This window comes from Glycomyces buryatensis (genome assembly GCF_004912275.1).
Lineage (GTDB): Bacteria > Actinomycetota > Actinomycetes > Mycobacteriales > Micromonosporaceae > Glycomyces > Glycomyces buryatensis.
In genome coordinates this window covers 332962-357601 of sequence record NZ_STGY01000083.1, presented here as the reverse complement: position 1 = coordinate 357601, position 24640 = coordinate 332962, and the positions used below count along the sequence as shown (strand labels likewise).

Sequence of the window (24640 nt, the reverse complement as noted above, 5' to 3'; positions counted from 1 at the left end):
ACAGGACACACCGACACCGACTTGACAGACATAGAAACGTCAGAACCTGATCTTTCGCTCCGCCGTGCCGCTCGCCTTGCCGCTCACCGTGCCACCCGGCGCCCGGACGATCGTGGGCACTCGGCCGTTGTAGAACACCATGAACGCCCGGTCCTCGAACCAGCGCTTCCATTCCAGACTCGCCGTATCCCACGCGGAGCCCCACGCCGCCTTCGGCCGGTCCGAGTTCAGGCCCGTGACGACCACGACGATGTCCGCCGCGTTCTCGTTGGCGTACACCTGGAATGAGTCGGGCGCGTGCTCTCCCGAAGCTCGTACGGCGAAGGCCCGCTGCCCGTCGCTGAAGCGCCCGCGCTCCAGCGAGTTGTGTTCGGGCGGTGTCGATTCAGTGGTCGGTCTCATCCCTTGCCCCTCGATTCATGAGTCGAATGCCATTCCATTCATCGGTTCACGACTGATTCCATAAAGGAATGTCAGAAATCCGACTGATTGGCGCCCGGGGCCGCGGCTGTCATTGAGAGAGCGCGGCCCCGGGTTTATCCCCACCAGTGTCGAGAGTTGTATGGCGGAAACTCGCGACATCCATGAATCTAGGGGATGTTTTAGCAGGTCACAAGGCGAGCGTTGGCCTGCATGTCGGGCCGCGTGAGCGTTCTATGCGTGAGCGGTTCGGCGGGTTTGAATCACGGTGTGCTGAATGGAGGTAGACATTCCGCAGTTTCCGATTTCATTGGGACTGTGTCATAGTGATAGTCCTCATTCACCCACCGCACCGAATCAGGAGAACGTCAATGTCGGCGGATGACCTGACTGCCTTGTACAAGCGGCTGATGCTGAGGAAGTACCGCATCCTAGCGGGCTTGTCGCAAGAGCGCCTTGCCGATCAAATCTTCGTCCACCGAGATACCGTGCGGTTCTGGGAGAACGGCCGGCACAACATTCCGTATGGTTCCATCTCCGACATCGCAGAGGCCTGTGGGATGGACGACGAATTGAAGCGGTACATGAAGCTCCTCACCCGGAACCAGAAGAAGGACGGCCCGATCGAGACCGACCTGCGGCTCAATGCCCTGATGGTCGCCATGGGGGAGGAATACTACGGCGAGATCTTCAAGTGGGATGCGCTCATCATCCCCGGCCCGCTCCAAACGGAGCGGTATCACTTCGAGTTCGTCCGTCTGACCGAACCGGGAGCTTCAGACGAGGACGTCGCAGGTGGGTGGGTCTTCAAAGTTACGCGGCGAGAGACGCTGGAGGAGCGTACTGACAACTTCATAGCGCAGTTCCTCATCGGTGAGGCGGCACTAGTTCTCCTCAGGCATCTCTCGGAGGAGCTCTATCGAGAGCAGATCGCCCATCTGCGTGCGTGCGTTGAGGAGTTCGGCTGGGAGATTCGTGTCTTCCCCAAACCGGTCCGCGCCCGCGAGGGCAATTTGAACATCTTCAAAATTGGGGAGTCCGGTCTGGTAGGCCCGAATTACGTGTACCTCGAACACTTCGACACCAGCAAGTGCATCGAAGACCCCGCCGTGGTCCAGGGTTACGATGACTTCCGCAAGAGCATGTGGAAGATGTCGAACCGAATCGAGGACGACCGCTATGACCTTTGAGGTGACCGCGTGGCGCAAGAGCACCCGGAGTGGCGCGACGAACAACTCTGACTGCGTCGAGGTCCGTCGAGCATGGCGCAAGAGCACCCGCAGCGGAGCCGGGAACGACTCCAACTGCGTGGAAGTAGCCCTGTGCTCCGATGATGATGGGTTTCACCTTCGGGACTCGAAGCTCGGTGACGGCTCCCCCGTCTTCGACCTCGCCCCCCGCGACTTCGGCGCGCTGATCACCGCCGCCGGCTAACACCCGCACACGCCCGAAGGGAGCCCCGCCGCTTTGCGGCGGGGCTCCTTCTCCTTGCCCGTCAGTACGAGAGCCCGTGCCCGAAACGGAACAGCGGGTCCTCGGTGTCGAACGGGACGTCGGGGCGGCTCGCCTCGACGGCCTTCATGCTGGACGGGATGTCGAACGGCAGCTTGCCCTTCGGGGTGGCCTGGCCAGTCAGAACATCCAGGATCGCCCGCGGGTTCGTGCCGTAGTTCGCGGTGACGGCGCCCGCCGCCTCCACGATCGGGCCGAGGATGGCCGGGCGGTCGAGGAAGACGTCCACGACCGTCGGCACCGCCGCGGCCACGGCGGCGAGGTGCTCGCGCACCTCGGCCGGGAAGTCGAGCGATCCGGCGTGGAAGAAGTTCTCGAACATCGTCTCCCGCTGCTCATAAGGGGCCTGGAGCCGCAGGATCGCCGCGTCGGCCTCCTTCGGGGAAGCGACGACGGTGCCGTACTCGGCGGCGATCGCCGCGTCGATGCCCTCGACATACAGCTTTAGTCCCGTTTGGAGCGGCAGGACGCCGTCATTGCTCAGCATCGTGACCGAGGCCCGCTGCGCCGCTTCGCCTTCGGCTCGGAACTCCGCAGTCCCGACAGCCGAGACGGCCGCCTCCGCATCCACATAGGGCTGATCGAAGAGTCCGAGGGTGAACTTCTCGCGCAGCAGCCGCCGCGCGGAGACGTCGATTCGCTCCTCGCTGACCTCGCCGGACCGCACGATGTCAACCAGCAGTTCGGGAATGGCCTCGCCGCCGAACTGGTCGGCGCCCGAGTCGAGGATCTTGATCATGCGCTCGCGCGGTGTCAGGTGCTCGACGCCCCAGGCGCGGGCCGGGAACGGCTGGCCCATGATCTCGGCGTCGCTGATCAGGCCCCAGTCGGTGCAGACGACTCCGTCGAAGCCGAAGCGCTCGCGCAGCAGCCCGGTGATGACCGACTTGTTGAAGCCGAAGCCGACCTCCTCGTGCTCGGTGCCCACCGGCATCCCGTAGTACGGCATGATCTGCGAGACCCCGGCCTCGAACGCGGCCTCAAACGGCTTGAGGTGCAGCTCGAACCGCCCACCCGGATAGACCTGCTCGCGCCCGTACGCGAAGTGCGGGTCCTCGCCGTCCTGCTGGGGGCCGCCGCCGGGGAAGTGCTTCGCCATGGCCGCCACCGACTCCGCGCCCAGTTCCGCGCCCTGAAACCCGCGAATGTACGCCGCGCCCAGGCGCGAGGTCAAGTCGGCGTCCTCCCCGAACGTCGGCAGCTGGCGCGCCCAGCGCGGCTCGGTCGCCAGGTCGATCTGCGGATGCAGCGCGACGCGCAGGCCCACGGCCGTGTACTCGCGGCGGGCGATGTCCGCGAAGCGCTCCACCAGCGCCTCGTCGCGCAGCGCCGCGAAGCCCAGCATCTCGGGCCACTCGGAGAACGCCGTCGTGTTCAGCGCCGCGAGCGGATTGTCGCTGAACGAGTGGCGCGGGTCGGTCGAGAGCGTGACCGGGACGCCGAGCCGAGTGGACGCGGCCAGCTCCTGGAGCCGGTTGTGCCACTTGGCGGCCGACCCGGCGGACGGGAGCGCGCCGAGGACATTGAAGTGGTTCATCAAGCGGCCGGAGACGTACTCCTCGTTCGAGGGCAGCCCGAACGCCGGGTCGGGCCCGGACAGCTCCCCGTTCTCGCCCACCGTGATCATGGTGTGGAAGAAGAGCCCGGCCTTCTCCTCCAACGTCATCTGCGAGAGCAGGATCTCGACCCGGTCCTCGATGGACAGCGACGCGTCCTTATAGCGGGTGTCGACTTTGGTCATGGGTTCCTCCTGGTGGCCAATGGATGTCAATTCACGGACTTGATGCGGTAGACCAGGACCGCCCCGGCCAGCGCGGTGAGCGCGCCGAAGAGGTACCAGAGCGGGTAGCCGCCCAGCGGGGTCGCGTTGCCCAGCGCCAGGATCGCCGGGGCGATGGCCGGGGCGATCGACTGCGGCAGGGCGTTCGCGATGTTCAGGACGCCGAGGTCCTTCGCGGTGTCATCGGGATTGGGCAGCACCTGAGTGGCCAGGGCGAGGTCGACCGAGAGGAACGCGCCCGCGCCGAGCCCGATGACGCCCTGCGCGACGATGACGACGCCGACGTTGGGCGCGAAGGCGAGCAGCACCAGCCCGGCGACCATCACGAGTCCGGCGAAGGCGACCGGCACGCGGCGCTTGCCCAGCTTGTCGGAGATGATCCCGCCGACGGGACTGGAGACCGCCATCGCGAGCATCGAGGCGATGTGCGCGAACAGGATCGCGCTGATGGCCTCCTGCTCGCTCAGTCCGAACCGCTCGGTGAGGTAGTAGGGCAGGTAGGCGGCGATCCCGGCGTATCCGAACATGATGAGGAACTTCGTCAGCCACGTCCAACCGAAGTCGGGGTGCTCGACCGGGTTGAACACGAACGATCCGAGGAACTGCTGCAGCGTCAATCGCTCGGCGGGCTTCTCGGCGAGGACGCGGTCCTTGAGCGAGAACGCGAACAACAGGGCCAGCGCCAGCGCCAGCGCGCCGGGGACGGTGAACCGCAGCAGGTCGCCGTCGATCAGGTTCACCAGGAAGGTGCCGCCGAGGATTCCCAGGGGCGTGGTGATGCCAACGATCCCGGAGACCTTGCCGCGCCGCTCGGCGGGCACCTGGTCGGCGAGGGTGGCGTTGGCGGCGGCCATGACGGCGTTGAGCGCGGTCTGGGTGACGCACCAGCCGAGGAGGACCAGCCACACCGAGTCGGCCACGCCGATGAGGGCCAGGGCGACGAATCCGGTGGCGGCGCCCCCGGCGATCCACGGGCGGCGCATCCCCCAGCCGGAGGTGGTGCGGTCGGAGAGGCGGCCGACGAGCGGGTTGGCGATGAGCGCGAAGAGCGCGCCGACGCCCAGGACCAGGCCGAGCGCGCTGGCAGCAGCCTCGGGGGAGGCGGTGATGTGCTGGACCTTGAAGGCCATGGACACCATGACCGGGGTGAGCACGGCGACGTAGATGCCGAAGTTGGCTCCGGCGAGGGCGTAGGGGTAGGAGCGCGGCTCGCGAGCGGGCGCGGGGGCGCCGGGGGAGCGGCAGGCGCAGACAACTCTGTCATGGGAGACCTTTCAACCTGGGGCGACGTTGCCCTGCGAAGGACTGTAGCTCAAAAACTGACCGAGTGGTTAGCTTGTTTGGTTCGGAATTCTCCACCGAACGGCTAGGCTTGGCCGCGCAGCCAGTACCGCGCCCGACCCGTCGACCGTGAGGACCCTCAGGTGACCGCCGCCACGAAGCGCCGCTACGCCACCGGTGTCGCCCGCCAGGAAGAACTCCTCGACGCGGCGTACGAACTGTTCGCCGCCGCAGGCTTCAGCGGGGTCTCGCTCCGCGCGATCGCCGCGAAGGCCGGCGTCTCCCACGCCGCCCTCCTGCGCTACTTCACCTCCAAGGACGACCTGCTCTTCGCCCTCCTGAACCGCTGGGAGGCCGCCAACTTCGCCTGGATCGAGGCGCACGCCGAGCTGCCCCGGCCCGAAGCGATGGTGGGCCTGGCCCGCCGCAACGCCGCCACCCCCGGATACGTCCCGTTGTTCGCCGCGCTCACCGGCGAGGCCGTCACCGCGGCCCACCCCGCCCACGAGCACATGCGCCGCCGCTACGAATCGCTGCGCCACTATCACGACGACGACCGCGACGTGGTGCGGCTGACCTCGGTCTGGGACGGCCTCCAGGTCATGTCGCTCTATCTGGACGAAGTGGAGGTGCCCGCCGCGCTGGCCGCCCACTTCGCCCGAACCCCCGAGTCCGGGGCGGACCTCGACGCCGAGCCGCGCTCCGAAGGCGACGGCCTGGTGCGCCTGCCGGAGCCGCCGCCCGCCGACGAGTCCGGCTACGCCCGCGGCCGCGAGAGCAAGACCCGCATCATCGACAGCGCGACGGAGCTCTTCGCCGGTGGCGGCTTCACCCAGACCAGCCTGAGCGACATTGCAATGCAGGTGGGGACCTCGAAGTCCTCACTGCTGCACCACTTCGGCTCCAAGGACGCGCTCCTCGCGGCCGTGCTGGCCAAGCGCGACGAGCGCGCCGGCGAGGACCCGCGGGAACCGGTTCCCCCTCGTGAGCACTTGCGCCGCCTCGTGCAGGGGGCCCGCAACTTTTTTAATGATACGGCGACCACNCTCGTGAGCACTTGCGCCGCCTCGTGCAGGGGGCCCGCAACAATGCCGAGCGACCCGGCCTCATCGAGATCTACACCGTCCTCTCGCACGAGGCCACCGCCGCCGACCACCCGGCCCACGACTTCTTCACCCGCCGCTTCCATTGGGCCGTGGACCATTTCGAGAGCGTCTTCGAACTCCTGCGATCCAGCGGACAGATCGCCGAGGACCGCGACTCACGGCGCGAGGCGATCTGGTTCGTCGCCCTGTGGGACGGGCTTCAGGTGCAGTGGCTCTACGACCCCGAGGAGATCGACGTGACCGCCGAACTTCGGGTGCACCTGGAGAGCCTGCTCGTCGCTTGACGGCATATCGCATAATCGAAGGCGTGAACGACAATAGAAAGGGCGATGCCGCGTAGGCCGCCCGCGCGTATACGCGCACTGCAATCCGAGTCCACTCCCTCCTGGCTCCGTCATTTGGCGATAAGCCGATTTCTGGCACCGCCGATTCCCCGCGCCTCGGGATCCCTCCATGCCGCGATCAGGCGGCTCGAAGTCGAGGACTCCCGCCTCTACGTCGGAGCGGTCAATCTGGCGTGGAGGAACTGGCACCGGCAGGCCTACGGGGCTCGGGGTCGAGCGCCGTATGCCGACGGCTACTACTGCTGCGAGTACTGCGATCCCATGCCGGGCCGGGAGACCATCGAACTGGCCCTCCATCGGCTCCCCAGGTCCTCGGCACGTGAGTTGCGGCGGCTGGTCGCCCCGCTGGACGAGCACTTCCTGGGACGCACCTACCCCGATCCCCATGCCCGGCAGGGGCCCTGGTGGATAGGGCGATGCTGAACCTTGGGCGCCTCGGTACCTCTGCCACACCTCAGGGGTGGGGCAGGTACCGGGGCTGGCCCTCGGGCCGGTCGCCGTCGGGCGTGCACGGACCGAGGACCGCGCCGGTCTGGATGTCGATGGCCTGGTAGGCAATGAAGTCGGTCCCCGGTCCGATGCTGACAAGTGACCGGTCGACGAGGTAGTCCGCGTCAGTTGTGGTCTCGCCCTGGAAGCGGACGAGCGCGATCCGGTCGTCGAGAAAGCGGCCTGCGGGGAACAGGGAGACGCTCTCGACCCCGGCTTCCTCGCCATCGAAACCGAACGCTTCGAGTGGGATGGTGAACCGTACTGCCGCCGAGGGATAGTCGTAGATCATGACGTGGTCTCCGTCGAAGTCGATGACGAGCATCCCCGTGCCGTCGGGCGTGAAGTCGAGGAGGCTGCGGTCGCCGAGGTCGGGGTGATCGGGCTCGGGCCACGGGGCCCAGGTGAGGCCGCCGTCCGCGACGGTGCCGCTGAAGAGGTAAGCGCCGTCCTGGCCGCAGCCGACCTCCATGAACATGGTGCGGCCGTCGGGGTGGGGGAGGTACCAGCCCCCGAGCCCGCAGGGGACCACCAGCGGCGCCTCCCCGATCACCGCGCCGTGGGAGGCGTCGAGGGCGAACCAGCGGTCGGTGTCACCGCGCCCGCGGCCGATGTCCGGCCGGTAGAGCCACACCACTGACCCGTCCTTCGAGTAGGTGCAGGACGCCCTACCTATGCCGTGGTCGGTTCCCGGACGGGGCCCGAAGTCGAAGTGCCAGAGTTCGTTCCCCACGCGGTCCACACAGGTCAGCGCGTCGCGACTGGCGAACACGGCAAACTCGCCGGAAGGCGCGGCCTCCCACGATTGGATGGTCGAATCCAGGTGCCGCTTCCACTCGGGTGCGTCGTTCATCGGCTCGTCCTCAGGGTCGGTGGGTTGCCAAGGGATGCAAAGGGACTGTACGTCCGGTCCGCAATCCCGGTACATGGTGCCGTACCCGAGCCCGGGGAGGTAGGACGTGGGGCAGCGGTGGCACCGGCGAGGCATACTGAGGTCATGGTCGACAATAGAAAGGGCGATGCCGCGTAGGTCGCCCGCGCGAGTACGCGCCATTCACCCTCCGCGCCGCCCTGAGCGGCGCAGAACCAATGTCCGTCAAATCCCCGGTGCCTCGGGATCGCTGAACGCGGCGATCCGGCAGCTTGAAGTCGTTGACCCCCAGTTCTACCCGGGCGTCGTCGCCAGCACATACGCGTGGTGGCGCAAGCAGGTCAGGGCCCCTATCCGCACCATTCTCGATGGTCCGATCGACAGCTGCTACCACTGCTGCCGCTACGACAGAGGGATCCTCGAACGAGCGTTCCACAGGCTGCCGAAACGCCCGGCCCGAGAGCTGCGTCTCCTAGTCGAACCTCTCGATGAAATCTTCCTCGACCGGACCTTCCCCTTGCCCCCGAGACATCGGGGTGAGTGGTGGGAGCTGCGGTGTTGAACGCGGGCGCCGGCCCGACACCTCGATGTCGGGCCGGCGGATTCGCTTGCGGGCCATGGGGACGATAACGTCCGGGCCCGCGTGTCAGCGGGCCATCAGGACGAAGACGCCCCAGCCCAGGTATTCGCGTTGGTAGAGGATGTGTTGCAGCGGGGCGGCGGTGAGCTCGGCCCGCATCTGGGCGGCGAGCTCGTCTTCCGGGTTCTGGTCGAGCCAGCGGCGCGTATTGAGCCACTGCGCGGCCGCGTAGCGGTCCCAGCTGTCCTGGTCGGCCAGCACCATCTCGACCTGGTCGTACCCGATCCGTCCGAAGTGAGCGACGAGCCCGGGCAGCGCGAAGAGGTCGTCCCGGCTGCCCATGTGACAGGCGGTGACGGTCTCCCGGTCCGGAGGCGTCTTGCGCCAGAACGGCTCGCCGATCAGCATCAGTCCGCCGGGACGCAGGCTGCGCCGCAGCAACTCGATGGTCCCGGCGACCCCGCCGCCGATCCAGGTGGCGCCGATGCAGGCGGCCACGTCGACCGGTTCGGAGGAGACGTAACCGGAGGCGTCGCCGTGGACGAATGAGACCTGTTCGGCCACATCCAGTTCGGCGGCGCGGGCGCGTGCCTTGGCGGTGAAGGCGGTGCTGACGTCGACACCGGTGCCGGTGAGGCGGTGGTCTCGAGCCCAGCTGCAGAGCATCTCGCCCGACCCGCTGGCCAGATCGAGCATGCGCATGCCCGGCTTCAGGTGCAGGGCCGCGCCGAGGTCGGCGAGCTTCCGTTCGTCGAACGGATTATGAATGCGGTGTTCGCTCTCGCGGATGGTAAAGGTTCGTGGCAGATCCACTGGTGGAAATCCTTGTCTTGGTTGAGGTCATGGCGGATTCGGCGTTCGGCCCGACAGGCCCGACCGCGTGCGCATGAACCTTCATGAAATGCACCCCACTTGAGTAGATCACCAGTGAAAACGCGCCAACCGTACGACGCGCGCCAGAGGCCGGTCAACAGAATTTCACCCGGACGGGTCTATGCGACTCGGATCAATTCCAGGAGCGCGGCGTGCGTCTCCTCGTCGGCGGCCGCGAGCAGCCCGACCGAATCGGCGGACAGTGGCTCGCCGCGCAGGTCTGTCACGGTGCATCCGGCCGCCTGGCAAATCGCTATGCCGCTGGAGAAGTGCACACTGCCGAGCATCGAACGGCCGGTGGCATAGGCGGCGCGCCGTCCGGCGGCAACCCAGGTGAGCGCGAGCGTGGAAGAGACGACCCGGGGCCGGAACCGCGCGGCGAAGGCGGGATCCGCCAATAGATCCGTAGGCCGGTAGCTGTCGTCGCTGAAAAAGGGGTCGTCGAGATTGACGTCCACGAGTCCGGTTCGCGAGGAGGGCCGCAACACCTCATCGGTGGAGCCGCGCCGGACGCAGGATCGCCCGCCATCGGTCCAGAACACCTCTTCCGTCGCGGGATCGGCCGCGGCCGCCGCACTGATCGCGGTTCCCACTTGCAGCGCCACATTCACGGCGACCAGGAGGTGTCCGGCCGCGTAGTTGAGCGTCCCGCACAGCGGGTCGACCAGCCACCGCCGCTCGGATCCGACGGCCCCGCTCTGTCCGCTCTCCTCGCCCTCCACCGCGTCGTCGGGGCGCTCGGTGCGGAGCAGATCGAGAATGACCTGTTCGGCCTTGAGATCGGCATCGGTGGCGAAGTCGCCGGGCGCCTTGTCGAAGCGCTGCAACGGCCCGGCGAACATCTCGCGAGCCACCTCGGCCCCGGCGGAGGCCGCCGCGATCGCCAGTTCGGTGTCACTGCCATGCGATGTCACGAGAACCCCCACTTTTGGACTGTCCCGCAACCATATCGGCGAGCGGAGCCGACCGGTGAAGCGTCAAGGCCGGTCGGCCAGGCCGGTGACATCACCGGAGACCAGCAATCGCTCCATTGCCGCCCGGCCCGCGGGTCCCCACGTCGGTTTGCCGCCCGGCCACCCCATATCGCCGGCGTGGCCGATCTCCATGAGCGACAGGCATCCCAGCAGCGCCCATCCTCGCGCCCGCCGGATCGTCGCCGCATCGGCGCCCCCGTAGGCCGCGAAGAACCGCTTGGCCTCGCCGTCCGGCAGCAGCAGCCACGCGCTGGCGAGGTCGGTGGCCGGGTCGCCGCCGCACAGGTCGCCGAAATCGATGACCCCGGCCAAGGTCCCGTCCGCCACGACCACATTCGCCGGATGCAGATCGCCGTGGAGCCAAACCGGCGGGCCGGTCCATTCGGGCGCCGCGACCGCGTCGTCCCAGATGTCCCGGAGATGGACGGCATCGATATCGGTCTGCGCCTGGTACTCCATCTGGTGTTCGAATCGCGCGGGGAGGCTGCCGAGCGAAACGCCGCGTCCCGGACTGACCGGGGCCTCGGGCGGCGCGGGCAGATGGAGCGCTCTCAAGAAGCCCGCCAAGGCCTCCGCCGCTTGCGGGACGCGGGTGAGCGGGGCGCGGTCGGCCGGCTCGCCGGGCACCCACGTCGTGATGATCCAGGGGCGGGCGAAGCGCTCCGAGGGCTCGCTGATTCGCGCCGGTACCGGTACCGGGAGTGGTAGGCGCGGGGCGAGGATCGGCAGCCACCGATGTTCATTGCGGAGCAGCGTGGGGGCGTTGGCCGTGAGCGGTATGCGCACGGCCAGGTCTTCTCCCAAGCGCCACATCCGGTTGTCCCAGCCGCCCGGGGTGGGGCGCAGCTCCAGCTCGGCCAGGTCCGGGTGCTGCTCCTCCAGGAGCGCTCGCACGAAATTCTCATCGATGTCGTAGTCGCCCATGCAGAGTCCCTCTCGTAGGTCTTCAACTGATCCAGTGTCGACTCATCCGGGCCTAAATCTAGCTCGGAATGCGCTCACCAGGTCGACCGTCGCATCGTCCGCCTTGTCGGGAATGCCACATTTCCCAGGTATAGAATGCCATCAATTGCTCTATATTGTCCGGCTCGTTCTCCGGCGGAGGGCGGCGCCGGGCACCGGACGAAAGGGACAACGACTTGACGTCTGATCACAAGAATAGAAGGCGCAGAAAGGGTCTCATGGTGGCCGCGGCCTTTGTGGCGGCCGCGCTGGTCCCCTCGGGGTTCGCGGTGGCGGACAACCTTCAGGACACCGCCGCGCCACAGGAGACCGAAGAGGTCGCGCAGTCCGCGATCGAGCAGCACGGGCAGCTGTCGGTATGCGGCGTCAACCTGTGCGGCGAGGCCGGAGATCCGGTGCAGCTCAAGGGAATGAGCACACACGGGTTGCAGTGGTACAGCGACTGCGTCAATGACGCCTCGCTGGACGCGCTGCAGCAGGACTGGAGCTCCGACATCGTGCGGCTGTCCCTCTACGTCCAGGAGGAGGGCTACGAGGCCGACCCGGCCGGATACACGGCCAAGGTCAGCGAGCTCATCGACTCGGTCACCGCGCGCGGCATGTACGCCCTGGTCGACTGGCACATTCTCACCCCGGGTGACCCGAACGTGAACCTCGAGGCCGCGAAGACCTTCTTCACGGAGATCGCCTCGGCCCACGCCGACAACCCGGGCGTCATCTACGAGACCGCGAATGAGCCGAACGGCGTGGCCTGGTCGGATATCAAGAGCTATCACGAGCAGATCATTCCGGTCATTCGCGAGCAGGACCCCGACAGCGTCGTCATCCTGGGCACCCCGGGGTACTCCTCGCTGGGTCTCAGCGAGGGCAGCGACCCGTCGGAGGTCATCGACGACCAGGTCGACGCCGAGAACGTCATGTACGCCTTCCACTTCTACGCGGCCTCGCACCGCGAGGACTACATCGCGGCGGTGTCCGCGGCGGCAGAGGAGATTCCGCTGTTCGCGACCGAGTGGGGCACGCAGACCTACACCGGCGACGGCGAGAACGACTTCGAGATGTCGCAGCAGTGGACGGACATGATGGCCGAGCACCAGATCAGCTGGACTAACTGGAACTTCTCGGACGACATGCGCTCCGGCGCGGTGTTCAAGGAAGGCACCTGCCCGAGCGGCGAGTTCACCGGCACTTCGAGCCTGAAGCCCGCCGGCGAGTGGATCCGCGAGCAGATCCTGGCGGAGTAGCACCGGCGGCAACCCGGCACGCAGCCGGTCGATGGCCCCATGCCCCGGCATGGGGCCATCGGTCTGCCCGGTGTGAAAAAAGTTCTGCCCGAACGATGAATACCAGGTGTGGGGTTGGTCTATTCCAGTGACTACAGATTGACTCCCTCAGTGGAAGGACCACCCATCATGACTTCCGAACCCCCCACCACAGTGGCCTCTGCCGGGCCCGGCCGCGCGCTCAATGTCACCTTCTGGATTCTGCAGGGCCTCTTCGGCGCGTTCTTCGTCATCGCCTCCGGCGCACCGAAACTGTTCGGTGTCGAGGCGGCCGCCGAAGGCTTCGAACTGATCGGGGCCGGCGTCTGGTTCATGTACTTCATCGGCGTCGTGGAAATCGCCGGAGGCATCGGCCTGCTCATCCCGCGGCTGTCGGGCCTGGCGGCGATAGGCTTGTGCCTGGTGATGGTCGGCGCGGCCTACACGAACGCGTTCATCGTGGACGGCTACTGGCCGGTCGCGACGCCCCTGATCCTGCTGGTTCCCCTCGCCGTCATCGCTTGGGGCCGTTCGTACCAGACCCTCCGCTTCTTCAATCGAGGACTGGCAAGTTGAGTTGAAGACGGTCTGACAACCGAGCGGGAGGCGGCCGTCTGGCCGCCTCCCGCATCAGCGCAGCCAGAGCCCCGTAATGATGCGGGGGTAGTCGCCGAAGGCGGCTTCGACATCGGCCGAGGTCAGGCCGTAGCGGGACAGCTCCTGCTCGTGGGAGCGGGCGATGCCCGGGCCGGCCAGGACCTTCTCCAGGTTCCCCGAATCGTTCTGCGTCCACCGTGATCCGAGCCGTTCGTACAGCAGCGGCAACGCGCCGCGGGGATCGGCGGCCAGTTGCGGGTACGGAACGTCGACGATCGCCTCGCGGGGCAGGGCGACCCGGGCCCTGCGGGCGCGCTCGATCGAGGCCGCGAGCATCTCCATCCAGTTTTGGCCGATGGCCTCCCGGTCGGGTCCGCGCAGGTGCATCGCCTGCGAGATCTCGGTGAGGCTGCAAAGGGAACCGAGCACCGTGATGGGGTCGCGGTGGACCCACAGGATCTTCGCGTCGGGGAAGGCCTCGCGGATCGCCTCGAGATTGTCGAGGTGCGCGGGTGATTCCAGGACCCAGCGGGCCGGGGGCCGCCCGTGCTGGAGGACCTGGAGGGCCTGCTTGAGCCGAATGTAGTCGGGCCGGAAGTCGCGCTTGGCGAGCCATTTTCGGTAGCCGGGCATGTCCGCCCGCATCAGGTGGCTCGGGCCGTGGGGAAGCAGGTGCGCGCAGTCGTCCGGTTCCTCGGCTTCGAGGCCGACGGCCTTGCGGTACTTGGGGGCGAGCTGGCCGATCTGCTTGTACAGCTGGGTGACCGACTTGATGCGCTCTCGCCGTTGTCGTTCGGGCAGAAGCAGATCGGTGTAGGTCATCTCCCACAGCAGGGGGGCGCGGTGATGCGTGGAGCGGCCGATGACGCCGCGGGTGAAATTGGTGGCGGTGCGCGGCAGGGTGGCGACGAAGATCGGGGCCACGACTCGCTCGGCGGCGAGTTCGGGGACTTCGCGGTGGAGGCGGACGATGCGCAGCCGGTTCTGGAGCCGGAGTTGGAGGTCGGCCACCGCGCTCTGCCAGCCGAGCGCCGTCCATCCGCTCGTAGAGCACATCTCGGCGACGAGGCGGCGGAAGTCGGACAGGAAGGCGTCGTCGCCGTCGGCGGGCCCGCCGGTTTCGGTGGCCTTGTCGAGCAGCTGCTTGAAGACCTGCTCGGGCGCTTGGTGTCCGGAGGCGCCGGGCCCCAGGAAGGCATTGAGCAGGCGGGTACTGATCGGTATGTTGGGCAAATGTTGCTCCGGGGAACAGCCGGTTATAAGGGATCGGAAGCATTCTCGCACAACCGTCCGTAGCCGTGCGGTGTCCGAAACGTCGCCCTCGCCGCCCGGTTTCCGGAGCATGACCGGGTGAGACGGTCTGCCCCCGAATCCGGTGACGTTCGAAGCGAAAGTTTCGGTCAGCGTTACCGAAGCGTGTCGATGCTAAATGCGGATAATTCCTGCTTTAGAGGGGGTTGACAGGAATGTCTAGGCATACATACCCTTCGATGGATGCCGTGCCTGAGTGAAAGTTTCGGCGAGTCCCTGGAGCAAACTCAGATGCGGCCATCCGAAGTCGACCAAGGTGGAGGGGGCCGAGGCGGCGCAGATCAACGTCTATGCACCGGAGGGCCAACCATGAAGTCACGTCCGAACGAAGCCGGAGTCGCGGGGTCGAAATCGCCGAGTCGGAGGACCGTCCTGGCCGTGGCTGGTGCCGTTCCGGTGCTCACGGGCGCGGCGGCGGTGGCGACGGCGAATGCCGCGACCCCCGGAACGCCGTCCGCCACGCAGGCCGCCGTGGTCGTCGACCCGTCGGCGGAGCGGCAGACGATCCAGGGCTTCGGCGGCATGAACCACACCGTGTGGATCAGCGACCTGACCGCCGCCCAACGGGACACGGCCTTCGGGACCGACGAGGGGCAGCTGGGCTTCTCGGTGCTGCGAATTCCCGTCCATGAGGACCAGGCGAACTGGAGCGGTGAGGTGGAGACCGCGGTCCGCGCGTCAGAGCTCGGCGCGAAGGTCATCGCGTCGCCGTGGAATCCGCCGCCCGAGATGGTCGAGACCTTTTCCGGTGGGCAGCGGCTCCGATACGACATGTACGGCGCCTATGCGCAGCACCTGAACGACTTCTACACGTTCATGGCGGACAACGGGGTGAACCTCTACGCCATCTCGGTGCAGAACGAGCCCGACTACGCGGAGGACTGGACGGCGTGGACGTCGGACGAGATCGTCCGGTTCCTCCAGGAGAACGCCGCCGCGATCGACACCAAGGTCATTGCGCCGGAGTCGTTCCAATACCGGAAGAACCTCTCGGACCCGATCCTCAACGACTCAACGGCACTCGCCAATATGGACATCCTCGGGGCGCACCTCTACGGCACGCAGGTCGCCGACTTCCCGTATCCGCTCTTCGAGGAGAAGGGCGGCGACAAGGAACTGTGGATGACCGAGGTCTACCACCCCAACAGCAGCGATTCGGCGGACCTCTGGCCGCAGGCGCTCGACGTGGGGGAGCACGTCCACCGCGCCCTGGTGGACGGCCAGTTCCAGACCTACATCTGGTGGTACATCCGGCGTTCCTACGGCCCCATGAGGGAGGACGGGCAGATCAGCAAGCGCGGCGCGAACATGGCGCACTTCTCGCGGTTCGTCCGCCCCGGACATGTGCGCGTCGACGCGACCGCGAGCCCGCAGTCGAACGTCTACACCTCGGCGTTCAAGGGGGAGGGCTCGGAGGTCGTCATCGTCGCCGTCAATAAGGGCACCTCGGCGGTGAGCCAGGAGTTCACCGTCGAGGGAAGTGCCGCGACGGGTGTCGCATCGTGGTTGACGGATGCCGACCGGAATCTGGAGGCGCAGGCCGAGATCGGCATGTCGGACGGCTCCTTCACGGGAGAGCTTCCCACGCAGAGCGTGACGACCTTCGTGACCGCGTTAGGCGAGGCGGCCGCTGCTTATCAGGCGGGGACCGCCTCGGCGAGGAACAAGGTCGCCGCATCGGGCTCGCAGGCGGGGGTGTCCTTGCGGAATCGGCCTGGGGGCGTTCCGAAGTCGCGTTTGAACGCGGCGGCGAACGCGAACTCGGAGGCGTAACCGACCTGCCTGGCCACCGACGACAGGGGTGCGTCGGTGTCGGAGAGGAGGCGGGCCGCGAGGGTCAGGCGCCAGGACGTCAGGTAGGCGAGGGGCGGTTGGCCGACCAGGTCGGTAAAGCGGCGCGCGAACGCCGACCGCGACAGTCCGGCCACCTCCCCGAGGGACGCGACGGTCCACTGCCGGGACGGGTCGGCATGGATCGCCTCCAGGGCCGCCGCGACCGAGCCGTCCGCGAGCGCGTCCGCCCAGCCGGTGAAGCGGCAGTCCCTGGAGCGGTGGCCGAGCATCGCCCGCAGCAGGTACATCAGGATCGCGTCGAGCAGTGCGGGCACCAGGGTGTCGCCTCCGCTGATTTCGGAGCGGAGCTCGTTGTCCAGCATGGCGATCGCATGGGAGAGCTCGGGCCGGGCGCCCGGGTCGCGGGGTATGCGCACGAAGTTGGGCATCGAGGCGATCATCGGGTGGGTGCGGCCCGGCGAGAGTTCGTAGGCCATGCACAGTGCGACGTGCGTGGCGTCGTCGTCATTGGAGCGCACGACGACTCCGGAGCGTTCCTCGCCGGCCGCGCACGGCTGTCCCACCGGCGTGCCGAGGGAGTCGGCGACGTAGTGCTCGCTGCCGTGGGGGAGCAGCAGCGCGTCTCCCTCCTCCAGTTTCAGGGTTCGGCCGTTCGGGGTCGTCACGATCGCGGTGCCACGCACCATGATCTGCACGCCGAATCCGTCCGGATGGCTCCGGTGATGGTTCGACCAGGGCGCGACGCGGGCGAATCGGGCCACGAACGGGCGGCCGGTTCGCAGTACCTTCATGACATCGCTGAGCACATCCACCCCGGAATCGTATCCGGGCCAGGACGATCGCGTATAAACCGGGGACGTTCAAGGATGGGCGCCGGGCCCCCGCTGCCATACCTTCAATGCAGAGACCCGAAACGAAACCCAAGGCAGCGGAGACACAAAATGTCCAATGTGGAAGAAGAAACGCGTTCAGAGTCGGTGCAGGGCGCTTCGGTCTGGCGTCCTCGGCTCATCGCCCTCCTCGCGGCGACGGCCGCGAACGTGATCGTCGTAGCGATCGCGGCGATGGCAGGGGTCGAAATGGTGACCGAGGCTCCAGGCCAGGCCGAGATGACGGTGACCGTGTGGGGAGCGATCTTCGCGACCCTGGTCGCGGGCGGTGCCGGTTGGATCGTGCGGGCCCTGCTCGACCGCTTCGCGAGGCGCCGTGCCGCTTGGATCTGGCTGACCGGTGCCTCGATCATCTTTCTGCTCGAGCTCTTCCCGCCCTTGATGGCCGAGGCTTCGACCGGCACGACGGTCACGTTGTTGGTGATGCACGCGGTCGTCGTCGCGATCCTCTTCCCCGTCTTCGGCAAGCGCCGCCCGGTGCCCGAGGTGTAAACCGCCGAAGGCCCCTGCCGATCCGAAATCGGCAGGGGCCTCCGCCACGTCAGTGGTGATTGCCCATGGCGGAATCGAGCTGATGGGTCAATGCCCTGGCCGAGCGGACGCCTCGGAGGACTCGTTGCAGCACGCCGTCCTTGAAGATGATCTGGATCGGCAGCCTGGAACCGTCGACTCCCCACTCTGCGCAGAGTTCAGGTGAAGCGGCCGTGTCGATCACGGTGAGGGAGAGTCTTTCGCGCTCCTGTGCTTCGAAGCGGGCGAGCTCGGCGGCGTAGGCCTGACAACTGAGATCGGAGGCGTCGGTGAAGGCCATCATGGACAGGCCGTCCCGGTCGGGGAGGTCTCTGATCAGGGGACTGTCCGGGCCATTTCCCGGCTGCGCCCGCCGATCGCCGCTGACCTGCTCGCCCTTCCACTCGACCCTGGTCTTCCAATTGTTGGTGCCGTCGAAGTAGCTCAGGAACGCCTCGCTGACGACGTAACGCGAACCGGTCTCGACTGAGAAGTGCCTGCCATCGCTCGCGTCGCGGAACTCGAGGGCGAAGGTCTCCTCCGGGGTGATCATCGTCTGCATGTAGACCTGCGGGGCGTGGGACAAGATCGCGATCGTCTTTTCCCCGGGCGCCAACGCGAGCGATGTGATCAGGTCGCAGACCTGATCACGGGAGGCCGGATCGGCCTCCGTGGTGTAATCCGAATTCAACTGCATCGCTTATGCCTTCCCGGTCGCGAACGTCCACAGCAGATCACCGGCATCTTCCGGGGACACCGACCCGACGCCCCCGTCGCCCTGCCAGGTCAATCCGGTGTCCTGGTCGTAGTCGAAGCGGATCTCCCGGCCGGTGAAGTTCTCGCACCAGATCCATCCGGTTCGGCACTTGGTAATGATCCGAAAATTTGTCCGCACCGAACCGGCGTCGACCGTGAAACCCTGATCGCGATTGACCGGATGCTGGCCCTCCCGGTGGTATCCCCAGCGCAGCAGCAGCGCCGGACTCGGGTCACGGGTCCAGTCGGTCGACTTGAGCCCGTACCGGCACCGATAGACGGCATCCGATTCGGACTCGGTCATCGCGACCTCGTACTGACACCCCGGGAACAGCTGGTAGACCCGCAGGTCGGTCTCCTCGACCTGAGTCGGTCGTAGGTTATTGGCGGCAGGGAGCACCGCGATCGCGCTGTCGAATTCCGCCTGCTCCAGCCGCAACCCGGGAACGGCGACCATCGGCACCGCCTGCCAGAGCCGATCCAGGTTCGCCCGCGCGAACAGCAGGAAGCGCCGCACCTCCTCCAGGTCGGTCTCGGGCTTCACGCTCACCTGGAAGATCACCTGACGCTCGCGGTCGGTCAGGTACAGCTGCCGCGTGGCACGGACGCGGCCGCCGGCGAGCCAGGCGTCGTCGACTCCGGGGAACGGCTCCACCTCAAGGTTGGAGTGAAGGGCGGCAACAATATCCATGGCTTCCTCAGTAGACGGGGTGGGCGCGGGAGGGTCGCGCTGGCGGACAGCGTACCGGTGCTTGTCAACTCCGCGGTGGCGCTGACCCCCGAGGTCGGGTGTGGCGCAAGGAAAGACCCCCCGTTCACCAGTGTGTACGGGGGGTCTGACAAGCATGTCGCACGGCCGAGTCGCACGGCGATTGGACCCGGCGGGGATTCGCGCCCTTAGGGATCAGGCGAGGCGGGGGATCAGGGTCTTGAGGAGTTCTCTGACCTTGGCGAGGTTGGCTTCGAAGACCTTGAAGACCGCTTCTTGGGTGACCGGTTCGATGTCGGGGTCCTCTTCCAGGCCCGCGTCGTAGTCGGTTACCAGTGCTATGCCGCAGAACGGGATTCCGGCCTCCATTGCCAAGGGCGCCTCGGGGGACTGGGTCATGTTCACCACGTGCCAGCCCGCGTCCCGATGCCATTTCGACTCGGCTCGGCTGGAGAAGCGGGGGCCGTTGATGACCACCACGGTGCCGCCGTCGTGCGCCGTCACACCGATCTCCGCGGCCGCCGCGAGCGCCGCGTTTCGCAGTGCCGGGTCGTACGGGTCGGCGAACGGGATGTGGACCGGGCCGTCGGTGAATTCCTTATGGAAGGTCGACGCGCGGCCCCAGGTGCGGTCCACGATCTGGTCGCACACCACGAACTCTCCCGGTCGCACCTCCGGGCGGAGCGAACCGGCCGCGAACGGTGAGATCAGGGACCGCACCCCCAACTGCCGCATTGCGTCCACATTGGCCCGGTAGTTGACCTGGTGCGGCGGGAAGCGGTGGCCGATGCCGTGTCGCGGCAGGAACGCGGTGCGCACCCCGCCGAAATCGGCGATAGTGATCGGGGCTGACGGTGCGCCCCAAGGGGTTTCGATCTCGACCTGTTCGATCTCGCCGTCCAACTCGTAGAAGCCGGTGCCGCCGAAGACGCCGACCTCGGCCCGTGCCTGCTCGCTCATCGCTCTCCTTAATGGTATAGGATATATCCTATAGGATTCTGTTCGTCAGCGGTGGTGGGCGGCTTCGCGGGCCTTCGCCAGCTGCGCCCGCATGTCCTTGACCGCCCGCAGCGTCCCGCGGACGGTGCCGGTGACCTTGCTCTTGCCGATCCGCGCGGTGTACGGCACCTGAAGTTCCGCGATCCGCCAGCCCGCCAGCCCCGCGCGCAGCACCATCTCCAGCGGCCAGCCCGAGCGCCGGTCGCTGATGCCCAAGTCCAGCAAGGCTTCTCGCCTCGCGGCCCGCATCGGGCCGATATCGGTGACCTGCGCGCCGCAGAGCCGGCGGACCCGCCGCGCCAGGTACCGGTTGGCGACGCGACCGTGCAGCGGCAGCGCCCCGGCCTCGGCTTTGCGGGCGCCCAGCACCAGGTCGGCCTCGCCGTCCAGGACCGGCCCGCAGATCGCCTCCAGGTCGCCCGGGTCGAGCGAGGCGTCGCAGTCCATGAACGCCACGACCGGCGCCGTAGCCGCTTCGAGCCCGGCGAAGCAGGCCGCCCCGAAACCGCGCCTTGACTCGGAGACGACCTGGGCCCCGTGCTCGGCGGCGACCTCGGCCGAACCGTCATCGGAGCCATTGTCGACCACGATCGGGTTGCAGCCCTTCGGCATCCGATCGAGCACCCAGGGGATCGCATCGCGCTCATTGAGCACCGGCAGGATCACGTCGACCTTCGCCGTCGGCGCTTCGAGCAGCGACCACACCTTCCGGGCCGTACGAGTGCGGGGCGCGGCGGCGGCGATGGCCCGCGCGTCCTCGGCGTCGTCCAGATCCCGCAGCTTCGGCAGCTCCGCCACCGTCAGGCCCAGCGCATCCAGTTGGATCCACTGATGCACGCCGGTGTCGTCCCGGCTCATCGGCACCCCGTCGAACGCCTCCGGGTGCGGCCGGGCCAGACCCAGCGCCCACCAGCCGCCGTCCTCGGCCAGGCCCAGGGCCGCCTCGTTCCCGGACTCGATGACCGCGAGGCATTCGTCAAGGAGCCCGGCGGTGACCTGCGGCGTGTCCATGCCGATCTGGATCCCCGGACCGTCCGCGAACGCCCACGCCGCCGCCAGCCGCTCATTGAAGCTGCCCGGCACCTGCGCGACGATCTCGAAACCCGCCGGCAGCCACGGCCCCGGCTCGCCATCAAGCGCGATAATCTTCCGGTCGGCGCCGCAACCGGCGACCGCTTCGAGCGTGTCGGCCAGCGCCGCCTCCGCCACCTCGGCGGCCTCCGCCGCGGTCAGGGGAGGCGAGAGCCGAGTCTTGACCCGGCCGGGGACCGGGGACTTCGCCAATACGAGGAGATGAGTCCGCTGCATGAGGCCGATGCTACGAGCCGAATCGCCCCTGCGGGCCCGGGAGTTCCTTACGGTATGCGAAAGTCTGGGCCTTCGGATGGCACCCCGGGCAAGGATGGGTCAAGGTAGTGCCATGAACCTGGACGCCGCGCCGCGAGTGCTGGTCGTCGACGACGATCCCGCTCTGGCCGAAGTCGTCGCCCGATACCTGCGCCGCGAGGGCTTCGAAGTCGACTACGCCCCCGATGGCGACATCGGGCTCAAGCGCGCCCTTGACACCCTTCCCGACCTGGTCGTCCTCGACTTGATGATGCCCGGCATGGACGGCTTCGAGGTGTGCCGGCGACTGCGCGCCGCGACCGGCATCCCCGTGGTCATGCTGACCGCGCTCGGCGAGGAGAACGACCGCATCACCGGTCTCGACCTCGGGGCCGACGACTACGTCACCAAACCCTTCTCTCCGCGCGAGCTCGCCGCGCGCGTCCGAGCCGTATTGCGGCGCGCCGCCGCCAGCTCCGGACCCGCCGAGCTCCTGACCGGCGGCGGGCTCGAAGTCGATACCGTCGCGCACGAGGTCCGCCGGGCCGGCCTGCCGCTGACGCTGACGACCAAGGAGTTCGACCTGCTCGTGTCGTTCCTGACCAATCCCGGGCGGGCCTTCCGCCGCGAGGAGCTGCTGGAATCGGTGTGGGGTTGGAGCATCGGCGATACGTCGACGGTCACCGTGCACGTCCGGCGGCTGCGCGAGAAGATCGAGGACGACCCGTCCGCGCCGACCCACCTCAAGACCGTGCGCGGTGTCGGCTACCGGTGGGAGGCATGATGCGCCGCATCGGTTTCCTCCTCATCCTCGCCACGGCGCTCGCCGCGGCCGGGGCGATCGCGCTGGCCGCCGACTTCCCGCCCCGCGACATCGCCGTCCTGATCGGCATCGCCGCCGTCGCCTCCACCATCGCCAGCATCCTCGGCGGCATCGTGCTGCGCCTGCTGCGCAACCGGCCCGCCCGCATCCAGGCCCTCACCGTCGCCATGTCCTCGGTCCTGGTCGCCGCCACCGGCGTCGTCACCGCCGCCCAGGCCATGTTCATCTCCGCGCACGACCTGGTCGTGCTGTTCGTGGTGCTCATCGTGGCCGCCGGGATCGCACTCGGCGCCGCCTGGCAGCTCGGCGACGACATCGGCGCCGGCGCGCGCCAGGTCGGCGACTACGCCCGCACCCTCGTCGGCACGGACGGCCGCATCCACGCCGAGAACGCGCCCCCCGTCACCGGGCCCGGCGAACTGGCCATGCTCGCCGCCGAACTCAACGACGTCTCCCGGCGCCTGGACGAATCCCAGCGCCGCGAACGCGCCCTCGAAGCCTCACGGCGCGAGCTCATCGCCTGGGTCTCCCACGACCTGCGCGCCCCGCTCGCCACCATCCGCGCCATGGCCGAGGCCCTGGACGACGACATCGTGGACGATGACGCCACCCTCAAGCGCTACCACTCGCAGATTCGCACCGACGCGGAACGGCTCACCGCCCTCGTGGACGACCTGTTCGAACTCTCCCGCATCAACTCCGGGGTCCTGCGGCTCGGCGCCGAGAAGGTCGACCTGTCCGACGCCCTCGCCGACGCGCTCGCCGGGGCCTCCGCCGCCGCCGAATTCAAGGGCGTCGGCCTGACCGAGAACTGCGCCGACCTGCCCCCCGCCGAGGTCTCGGCCCGCGAATGCACTCGCGCCCTTGCCAACCTGCTCGACAACGCGATTCGCCACACCCCGCCCGGTGGGACTGTCAGGGTCGAAGCCGTCGGCGAGGCCGGGACCGTCGCCGTACGGGTCGGCGACGAATGCGGCGGCATCCCCGAAGCCGACCTGCCGCGCGTCTTCGACATCGCCTTCCGCGGCGACGACGCCCGCCGCCGGGACGAACGCGGCGGCGGACTCGGCCTGGCCATCGCCCGCGGCCTCATCGAAGCCCACGGCGGCACCGTCTCGGTCGCCAACTGGGGCAACGGATGCCGCTTCACCGTCCGGCTGCCGCTAGGGGGTGTCTGGTGATCCGACGCAGAACGGTCGCCACGGCCCTGATCCTCAGCGCCTGGGCGCTGCTGCTCGTCCTCGCCTGGGCACTGGGCCAATACAAGGTGGCCACCACCGAGGCCTGGCTCAAACTCAGCGCCATGCCCCTCTACGGGCACTGGCACCCGGACATCGACGCGAGACTGCTCATTCCGATCGGCGCCGGGGCCCTGCTCATCGCCGCTCTCCCGGTCATCGCCGCCCGCTGGCGCTGGCGCTGGACCGTCGCGCCCATGGCACTCGGCGGGATCGCGTTCAGCCTCGCGCTGTCCTTCGCGCACTCCCACGAGAACACTCGCACCGACCTGCACCGCGACTACGGCGCCCACATCCACCTCATCGACGACGCCGGGGGCCTCAGGTCCTTCCTGGAGACGTACACGACCACCCAGGCCGCCGGTGACTTCCCGACCCACCTCTCGTCCCACCCGCCCGGCCTCCTCACCCTGTTGTGGGGCGCCGACCGGATCGGCCTGTCCGGACTCTGTTTCGACAACACGCTGATCCTGCTCGCCGCGGGCGCCTCGGTCGGCGCCGCGCTGATCATCGGCCGCGAGATCGCCGGGGAGCGACTCGCCCGCCGCGCCGCACCGTTCCTGGTCATCGTTCCGGCCGCGTTCTGGCACAACAACGCTGACATCGTCTTCTGCGTCGTCCTCGTCGCGATGGCGCTGCTCGTCCTCGCCACCGGCCGCACCGGGCCGAAGGCCTGGGCGCTCACCGTCGCCGGCGGCCTCCTGGCCGGGGCCGCCGCGCTGCTGACCTTCTCCAGCGCCCTGGTCGCCCTGCCGTTCCTCGTCGTCGCCGTCCTCCGCCGCCGCTGGGACGTCATCCTGGGCGGCGGAGCCGTCGCCGCCGCAATCGTCCTCGCCCCGCTCGCCTGGGGCTACTGGTATCTCGACGGCATGGCCGCCACCCGCATCCGGTACTACGCCGGCGTGGCCTCCCACCGCGGCTACTGGTACTTCCTGATCGGGAACCCGGCGATCCTCGCGCTCGCGATCGGCCCGGCCATCACGGCCGCTCTCGTGTTCCTGCGCAACCGGGCAATGTGGATCGTCGTCGGCTCGGCCCTCGCCTCGATCGCGATCGCGACCTTCTCGGGCATGTACTCCGGTGAGGTCGAGCGGATCTGGCAGCCGTTCATCCCTCTGATCCTCCTCGCCGGATGCGCGCTGCGGAGCATCCGCCCGTGGCTGACCGTCCAACTGGGCGTCGCGGTCCTCCTCGCGGCGGTCCTCCAAACTCCGTGGTGACAGCGACGCTGC

General features: G+C 67.9%; 23 protein-coding genes and 2 pseudogenes. 11 read left to right on the top strand and 14 right to left on the bottom strand.

The window, feature by feature from the left end:
• Nucleotides 1-39: 39 nt before the first annotated feature.
• Nucleotides 40-402 carry a hypothetical protein gene (locus tag FAB82_RS26470; protein WP_136537562.1) on the bottom strand — a complete coding sequence of 121 codons (363 nt, stop codon included), beginning with the start codon at nt 400-402 and terminating at the stop codon, nt 40-42.
• Between the two features lie 389 nt (nt 403-791).
• Here FAB82_RS26470 and FAB82_RS26465 point away from each other — a divergent pair, with 389 nt between their 5' ends.
• Together FAB82_RS26465 and FAB82_RS26460 are read left to right on the top strand one after the other, a co-directional pair.
• On the top strand, nt 792-1610 hold the full coding sequence (locus FAB82_RS26465; RefSeq protein WP_136537561.1) for a Scr1 family TA system antitoxin-like transcriptional regulator: 819 nt from the start codon (nt 792-794) through the stop codon (nt 1608-1610).
• A complete protein-coding gene (locus FAB82_RS26460; RefSeq protein WP_136537560.1) occupies nt 1600-1854 on the top strand; it encodes a DUF397 domain-containing protein in 255 nt (84 codons plus the stop codon). Before FAB82_RS26465 ends, FAB82_RS26460 begins: the two co-directional genes overlap by 11 nt.
• 61 nt (nt 1855-1915) lie before the next feature.
• Here the strand turns inward: FAB82_RS26460 and FAB82_RS26455 are convergent, their stop codons facing one another.
• Together FAB82_RS26455 and FAB82_RS26450 are read right to left on the bottom strand one after the other, a co-directional pair.
• On the bottom strand, nt 1916-3673 hold the full coding sequence (locus tag FAB82_RS26455; protein WP_136537559.1) for a glycoside hydrolase family 3 protein: 1758 nt from the start codon (nt 3671-3673) through the stop codon (nt 1916-1918).
• A gap of 26 nt (nt 3674-3699) precedes the next feature.
• Nucleotides 3700-4878, bottom strand: a complete 1179-nt coding sequence (locus FAB82_RS26450) for an MFS transporter (protein WP_136537558.1) — start codon at nt 4876-4878, stop codon at nt 3700-3702.
• 258 nt (nt 4879-5136) lie between these two features.
• Between FAB82_RS26450 and FAB82_RS28995 the strand changes: the two genes are divergently transcribed.
• Nucleotides 5137-6339: a TetR/AcrR family transcriptional regulator gene (locus FAB82_RS28995; RefSeq protein ID WP_136537557.1), complete on the top strand. Its 1203-nt coding sequence runs from the start codon at nt 5137-5139 to the stop codon at nt 6337-6339.
• Nucleotides 6340-6497: 158 nt separating this feature from the next.
• A complete protein-coding gene (locus FAB82_RS26440) occupies nt 6498-6866 on the top strand; it encodes a hypothetical protein (RefSeq protein WP_136537556.1) in 369 nt (122 codons plus the stop codon).
• Between the two features lie 31 nt (nt 6867-6897).
• Here FAB82_RS26440 and FAB82_RS26435 read toward each other — a convergent pair whose 3' ends face one another.
• The 4 genes from FAB82_RS26435 to FAB82_RS26420 form a co-directional block, all read right to left on the bottom strand.
• Nucleotides 6898-7785 carry a hypothetical protein gene (locus FAB82_RS26435; RefSeq protein WP_136537555.1) on the bottom strand — a complete coding sequence of 296 codons (888 nt, stop codon included), beginning with the start codon at nt 7783-7785 and terminating at the stop codon, nt 6898-6900.
• Between the two features lie 664 nt (nt 7786-8449).
• Nucleotides 8450-9196 (bottom strand): SAM-dependent methyltransferase, encoded by a 747-nt coding sequence (locus FAB82_RS26430; protein WP_136537554.1) that lies wholly within the window; start codon nt 9194-9196, stop codon nt 8450-8452.
• Nucleotides 9197-9375: 179 nt separating this feature from the next.
• Nucleotides 9376-10170, bottom strand: a complete 795-nt coding sequence (locus tag FAB82_RS26425; protein WP_246039854.1) for an inositol monophosphatase family protein — start codon at nt 10168-10170, stop codon at nt 9376-9378.
• Between the two features lie 63 nt (nt 10171-10233).
• Entirely contained in the window at nt 10234-11154 is a 921-nt protein-coding gene (locus tag FAB82_RS26420) for an aminoglycoside phosphotransferase family protein (RefSeq protein ID WP_136537552.1), read from the bottom strand.
• Between the two features lie 257 nt (nt 11155-11411).
• Between FAB82_RS26420 and FAB82_RS26415 the strand changes: the two genes are divergently transcribed.
• Both FAB82_RS26415 and FAB82_RS26410 read left to right on the top strand, forming a co-directional pair.
• Nucleotides 11412-12437 (top strand): glycoside hydrolase family 5 protein, encoded by a 1026-nt coding sequence (locus FAB82_RS26415; RefSeq protein WP_136537551.1) that lies wholly within the window; start codon nt 11412-11414, stop codon nt 12435-12437.
• Nucleotides 12438-12605: 168 nt separating this feature from the next.
• Nucleotides 12606-13031, top strand: coding sequence for a DoxX family protein (locus FAB82_RS26410; RefSeq protein WP_136537550.1), 426 nt, complete (start codon nt 12606-12608; stop codon nt 13029-13031).
• Between the two features lie 54 nt (nt 13032-13085).
• Here the strand turns inward: FAB82_RS26410 and FAB82_RS26405 are convergent, their stop codons facing one another.
• The gene (locus FAB82_RS26405) at nt 13086-14285 is read right to left on the bottom strand and encodes a sulfotransferase family protein (protein WP_168801794.1); all 1200 of its coding nucleotides are present in this window, start codon (nt 14283-14285) and stop codon (nt 13086-13088) included.
• A 387-nt stretch (nt 14286-14672) separates the two neighbouring features.
• Here FAB82_RS26405 and xynC point away from each other — a divergent pair, with 387 nt between their 5' ends.
• Entirely contained in the window at nt 14673-16136 is a 1464-nt protein-coding gene (gene xynC / locus FAB82_RS28745; protein ID WP_136537548.1) for a glucuronoarabinoxylan endo-1,4-beta-xylanase XynC, read from the top strand.
• On the opposite strand, the pseudogene FAB82_RS27705 reads toward xynC, so the two are convergent.
• Nucleotides 16124-16963: pseudogene (locus FAB82_RS27705) on the bottom strand (AraC family transcriptional regulator); the annotation flags it as partial. The gene xynC and the pseudogene FAB82_RS27705 overlap by 13 nt on opposite strands.
• A 144-nt stretch (nt 16964-17107) precedes the next feature.
• Here FAB82_RS27705 and FAB82_RS26390 point away from each other — a divergent pair.
• Complete coding sequence (locus FAB82_RS26390; RefSeq protein ID WP_136537546.1) at nt 17108-17539, top strand: DUF6069 family protein; 432 nt, start codon at nt 17108-17110, stop codon at nt 17537-17539.
• Between the two features lie 49 nt (nt 17540-17588).
• Here the strand turns inward: FAB82_RS26390 and FAB82_RS26385 are convergent, their stop codons facing one another.
• From FAB82_RS26385 to FAB82_RS28735, 5 genes and pseudogenes are all read right to left on the bottom strand, one after another.
• Nucleotides 17589-18254: a YbbN family protein gene (locus tag FAB82_RS26385; RefSeq protein WP_136537545.1), complete on the bottom strand. Its 666-nt coding sequence runs from the start codon at nt 18252-18254 to the stop codon at nt 17589-17591.
• 3 nt (nt 18255-18257) lie between these two features.
• Entirely contained in the window at nt 18258-19004 is a 747-nt protein-coding gene (locus FAB82_RS26380; protein WP_136537544.1) for a hypothetical protein, read from the bottom strand.
• Nucleotides 19005-19217: 213 nt separating this feature from the next.
• On the bottom strand, nt 19218-19982 hold the full coding sequence (locus tag FAB82_RS26375; protein ID WP_136537543.1) for an S-methyl-5'-thioadenosine phosphorylase: 765 nt from the start codon (nt 19980-19982) through the stop codon (nt 19218-19220).
• 45 nt (nt 19983-20027) lie between these two features.
• The gene (locus tag FAB82_RS28740; RefSeq protein ID WP_211116877.1) at nt 20028-20717 is read right to left on the bottom strand and encodes a glycosyltransferase family 2 protein; all 690 of its coding nucleotides are present in this window, start codon (nt 20715-20717) and stop codon (nt 20028-20030) included.
• A gap of 165 nt (nt 20718-20882) precedes the next feature.
• A pseudogene (locus FAB82_RS28735) lies at nt 20883-21329 on the bottom strand (TIGR04282 family arsenosugar biosynthesis glycosyltransferase); the annotation flags it as partial.
• Nucleotides 21330-21441: 112 nt separating this feature from the next.
• Between FAB82_RS28735 and FAB82_RS26365 the strand changes: the two are divergent.
• From FAB82_RS26365 to FAB82_RS26355, 3 genes are read left to right on the top strand one after another with little or no spacing between them, the layout of a single operon-like run.
• Nucleotides 21442-22131: a response regulator transcription factor gene (locus FAB82_RS26365; RefSeq protein WP_211116873.1), complete on the top strand. Its 690-nt coding sequence runs from the start codon at nt 21442-21444 to the stop codon at nt 22129-22131.
• A complete protein-coding gene (locus tag FAB82_RS26360) occupies nt 22128-23351 on the top strand; it encodes a sensor histidine kinase (protein ID WP_211116872.1) in 1224 nt (407 codons plus the stop codon). Before FAB82_RS26365 ends, FAB82_RS26360 begins: the two co-directional genes overlap by 4 nt.
• Nucleotides 23348-24628 carry a hypothetical protein gene (locus FAB82_RS26355; RefSeq protein ID WP_136537540.1) on the top strand — a complete coding sequence of 427 codons (1281 nt, stop codon included), beginning with the start codon at nt 23348-23350 and terminating at the stop codon, nt 24626-24628. Before FAB82_RS26360 ends, FAB82_RS26355 begins: the two co-directional genes overlap by 4 nt.
• Nucleotides 24629-24640: the final 12 nt, after the last annotated feature.

What these genes read in the sequence shown, in the direction of transcription:
- FAB82_RS26410 (WP_136537550.1), top strand. Translation starts at nt 12,606, where the DNA reads ATGACTTCCGAACCCCCCACCACAGTGGCCTCTGCCGGGCCCGGCCGC.
- FAB82_RS26385 (WP_136537545.1), bottom strand. Translation starts at nt 18,254, where the DNA reads ATGCAGTTGAATTCGGATTACACCACGGAGGCCGATCCGGCCTCCCGT.
- FAB82_RS26375 (WP_136537543.1), bottom strand. Translation starts at nt 19,982, where the DNA reads ATGAGCGAGCAGGCACGGGCCGAGGTCGGCGTCTTCGGCGGCACCGGC.
- FAB82_RS26460 (WP_136537560.1), top strand. Translation starts at nt 1,600, where the DNA reads ATGACCTTTGAGGTGACCGCGTGGCGCAAGAGCACCCGGAGTGGCGCG.
- FAB82_RS26435 (WP_136537555.1), bottom strand. Translation starts at nt 7,785, where the DNA reads ATGAACGACGCACCCGAGTGGAAGCGGCACCTGGATTCGACCATCCAA.
- FAB82_RS26420 (WP_136537552.1), bottom strand. Translation starts at nt 11,154, where the DNA reads ATGGGCGACTACGACATCGATGAGAATTTCGTGCGAGCGCTCCTGGAG.
- xynC (WP_136537548.1), top strand. Translation starts at nt 14,673, where the DNA reads ATGAAGTCACGTCCGAACGAAGCCGGAGTCGCGGGGTCGAAATCGCCG.
- FAB82_RS26465 (WP_136537561.1), top strand. Translation starts at nt 792, where the DNA reads ATGTCGGCGGATGACCTGACTGCCTTGTACAAGCGGCTGATGCTGAGG.
- FAB82_RS26380 (WP_136537544.1), bottom strand. Translation starts at nt 19,004, where the DNA reads ATGGATATTGTTGCCGCCCTTCACTCCAACCTTGAGGTGGAGCCGTTC.
- FAB82_RS26455 (WP_136537559.1), bottom strand. Translation starts at nt 3,673, where the DNA reads ATGACCAAAGTCGACACCCGCTATAAGGACGCGTCGCTGTCCATCGAG.
- FAB82_RS26415 (WP_136537551.1), top strand. Translation starts at nt 11,412, where the DNA reads ATGGTGGCCGCGGCCTTTGTGGCGGCCGCGCTGGTCCCCTCGGGGTTC.
- FAB82_RS26470 (WP_136537562.1), bottom strand. Translation starts at nt 402, where the DNA reads ATGAGACCGACCACTGAATCGACACCGCCCGAACACAACTCGCTGGAG.
- FAB82_RS26360 (WP_211116872.1), top strand. Translation starts at nt 22,128, where the DNA reads ATGATGCGCCGCATCGGTTTCCTCCTCATCCTCGCCACGGCGCTCGCC.
- FAB82_RS26365 (WP_211116873.1), top strand. Translation starts at nt 21,442, where the DNA reads ATGAACCTGGACGCCGCGCCGCGAGTGCTGGTCGTCGACGACGATCCC.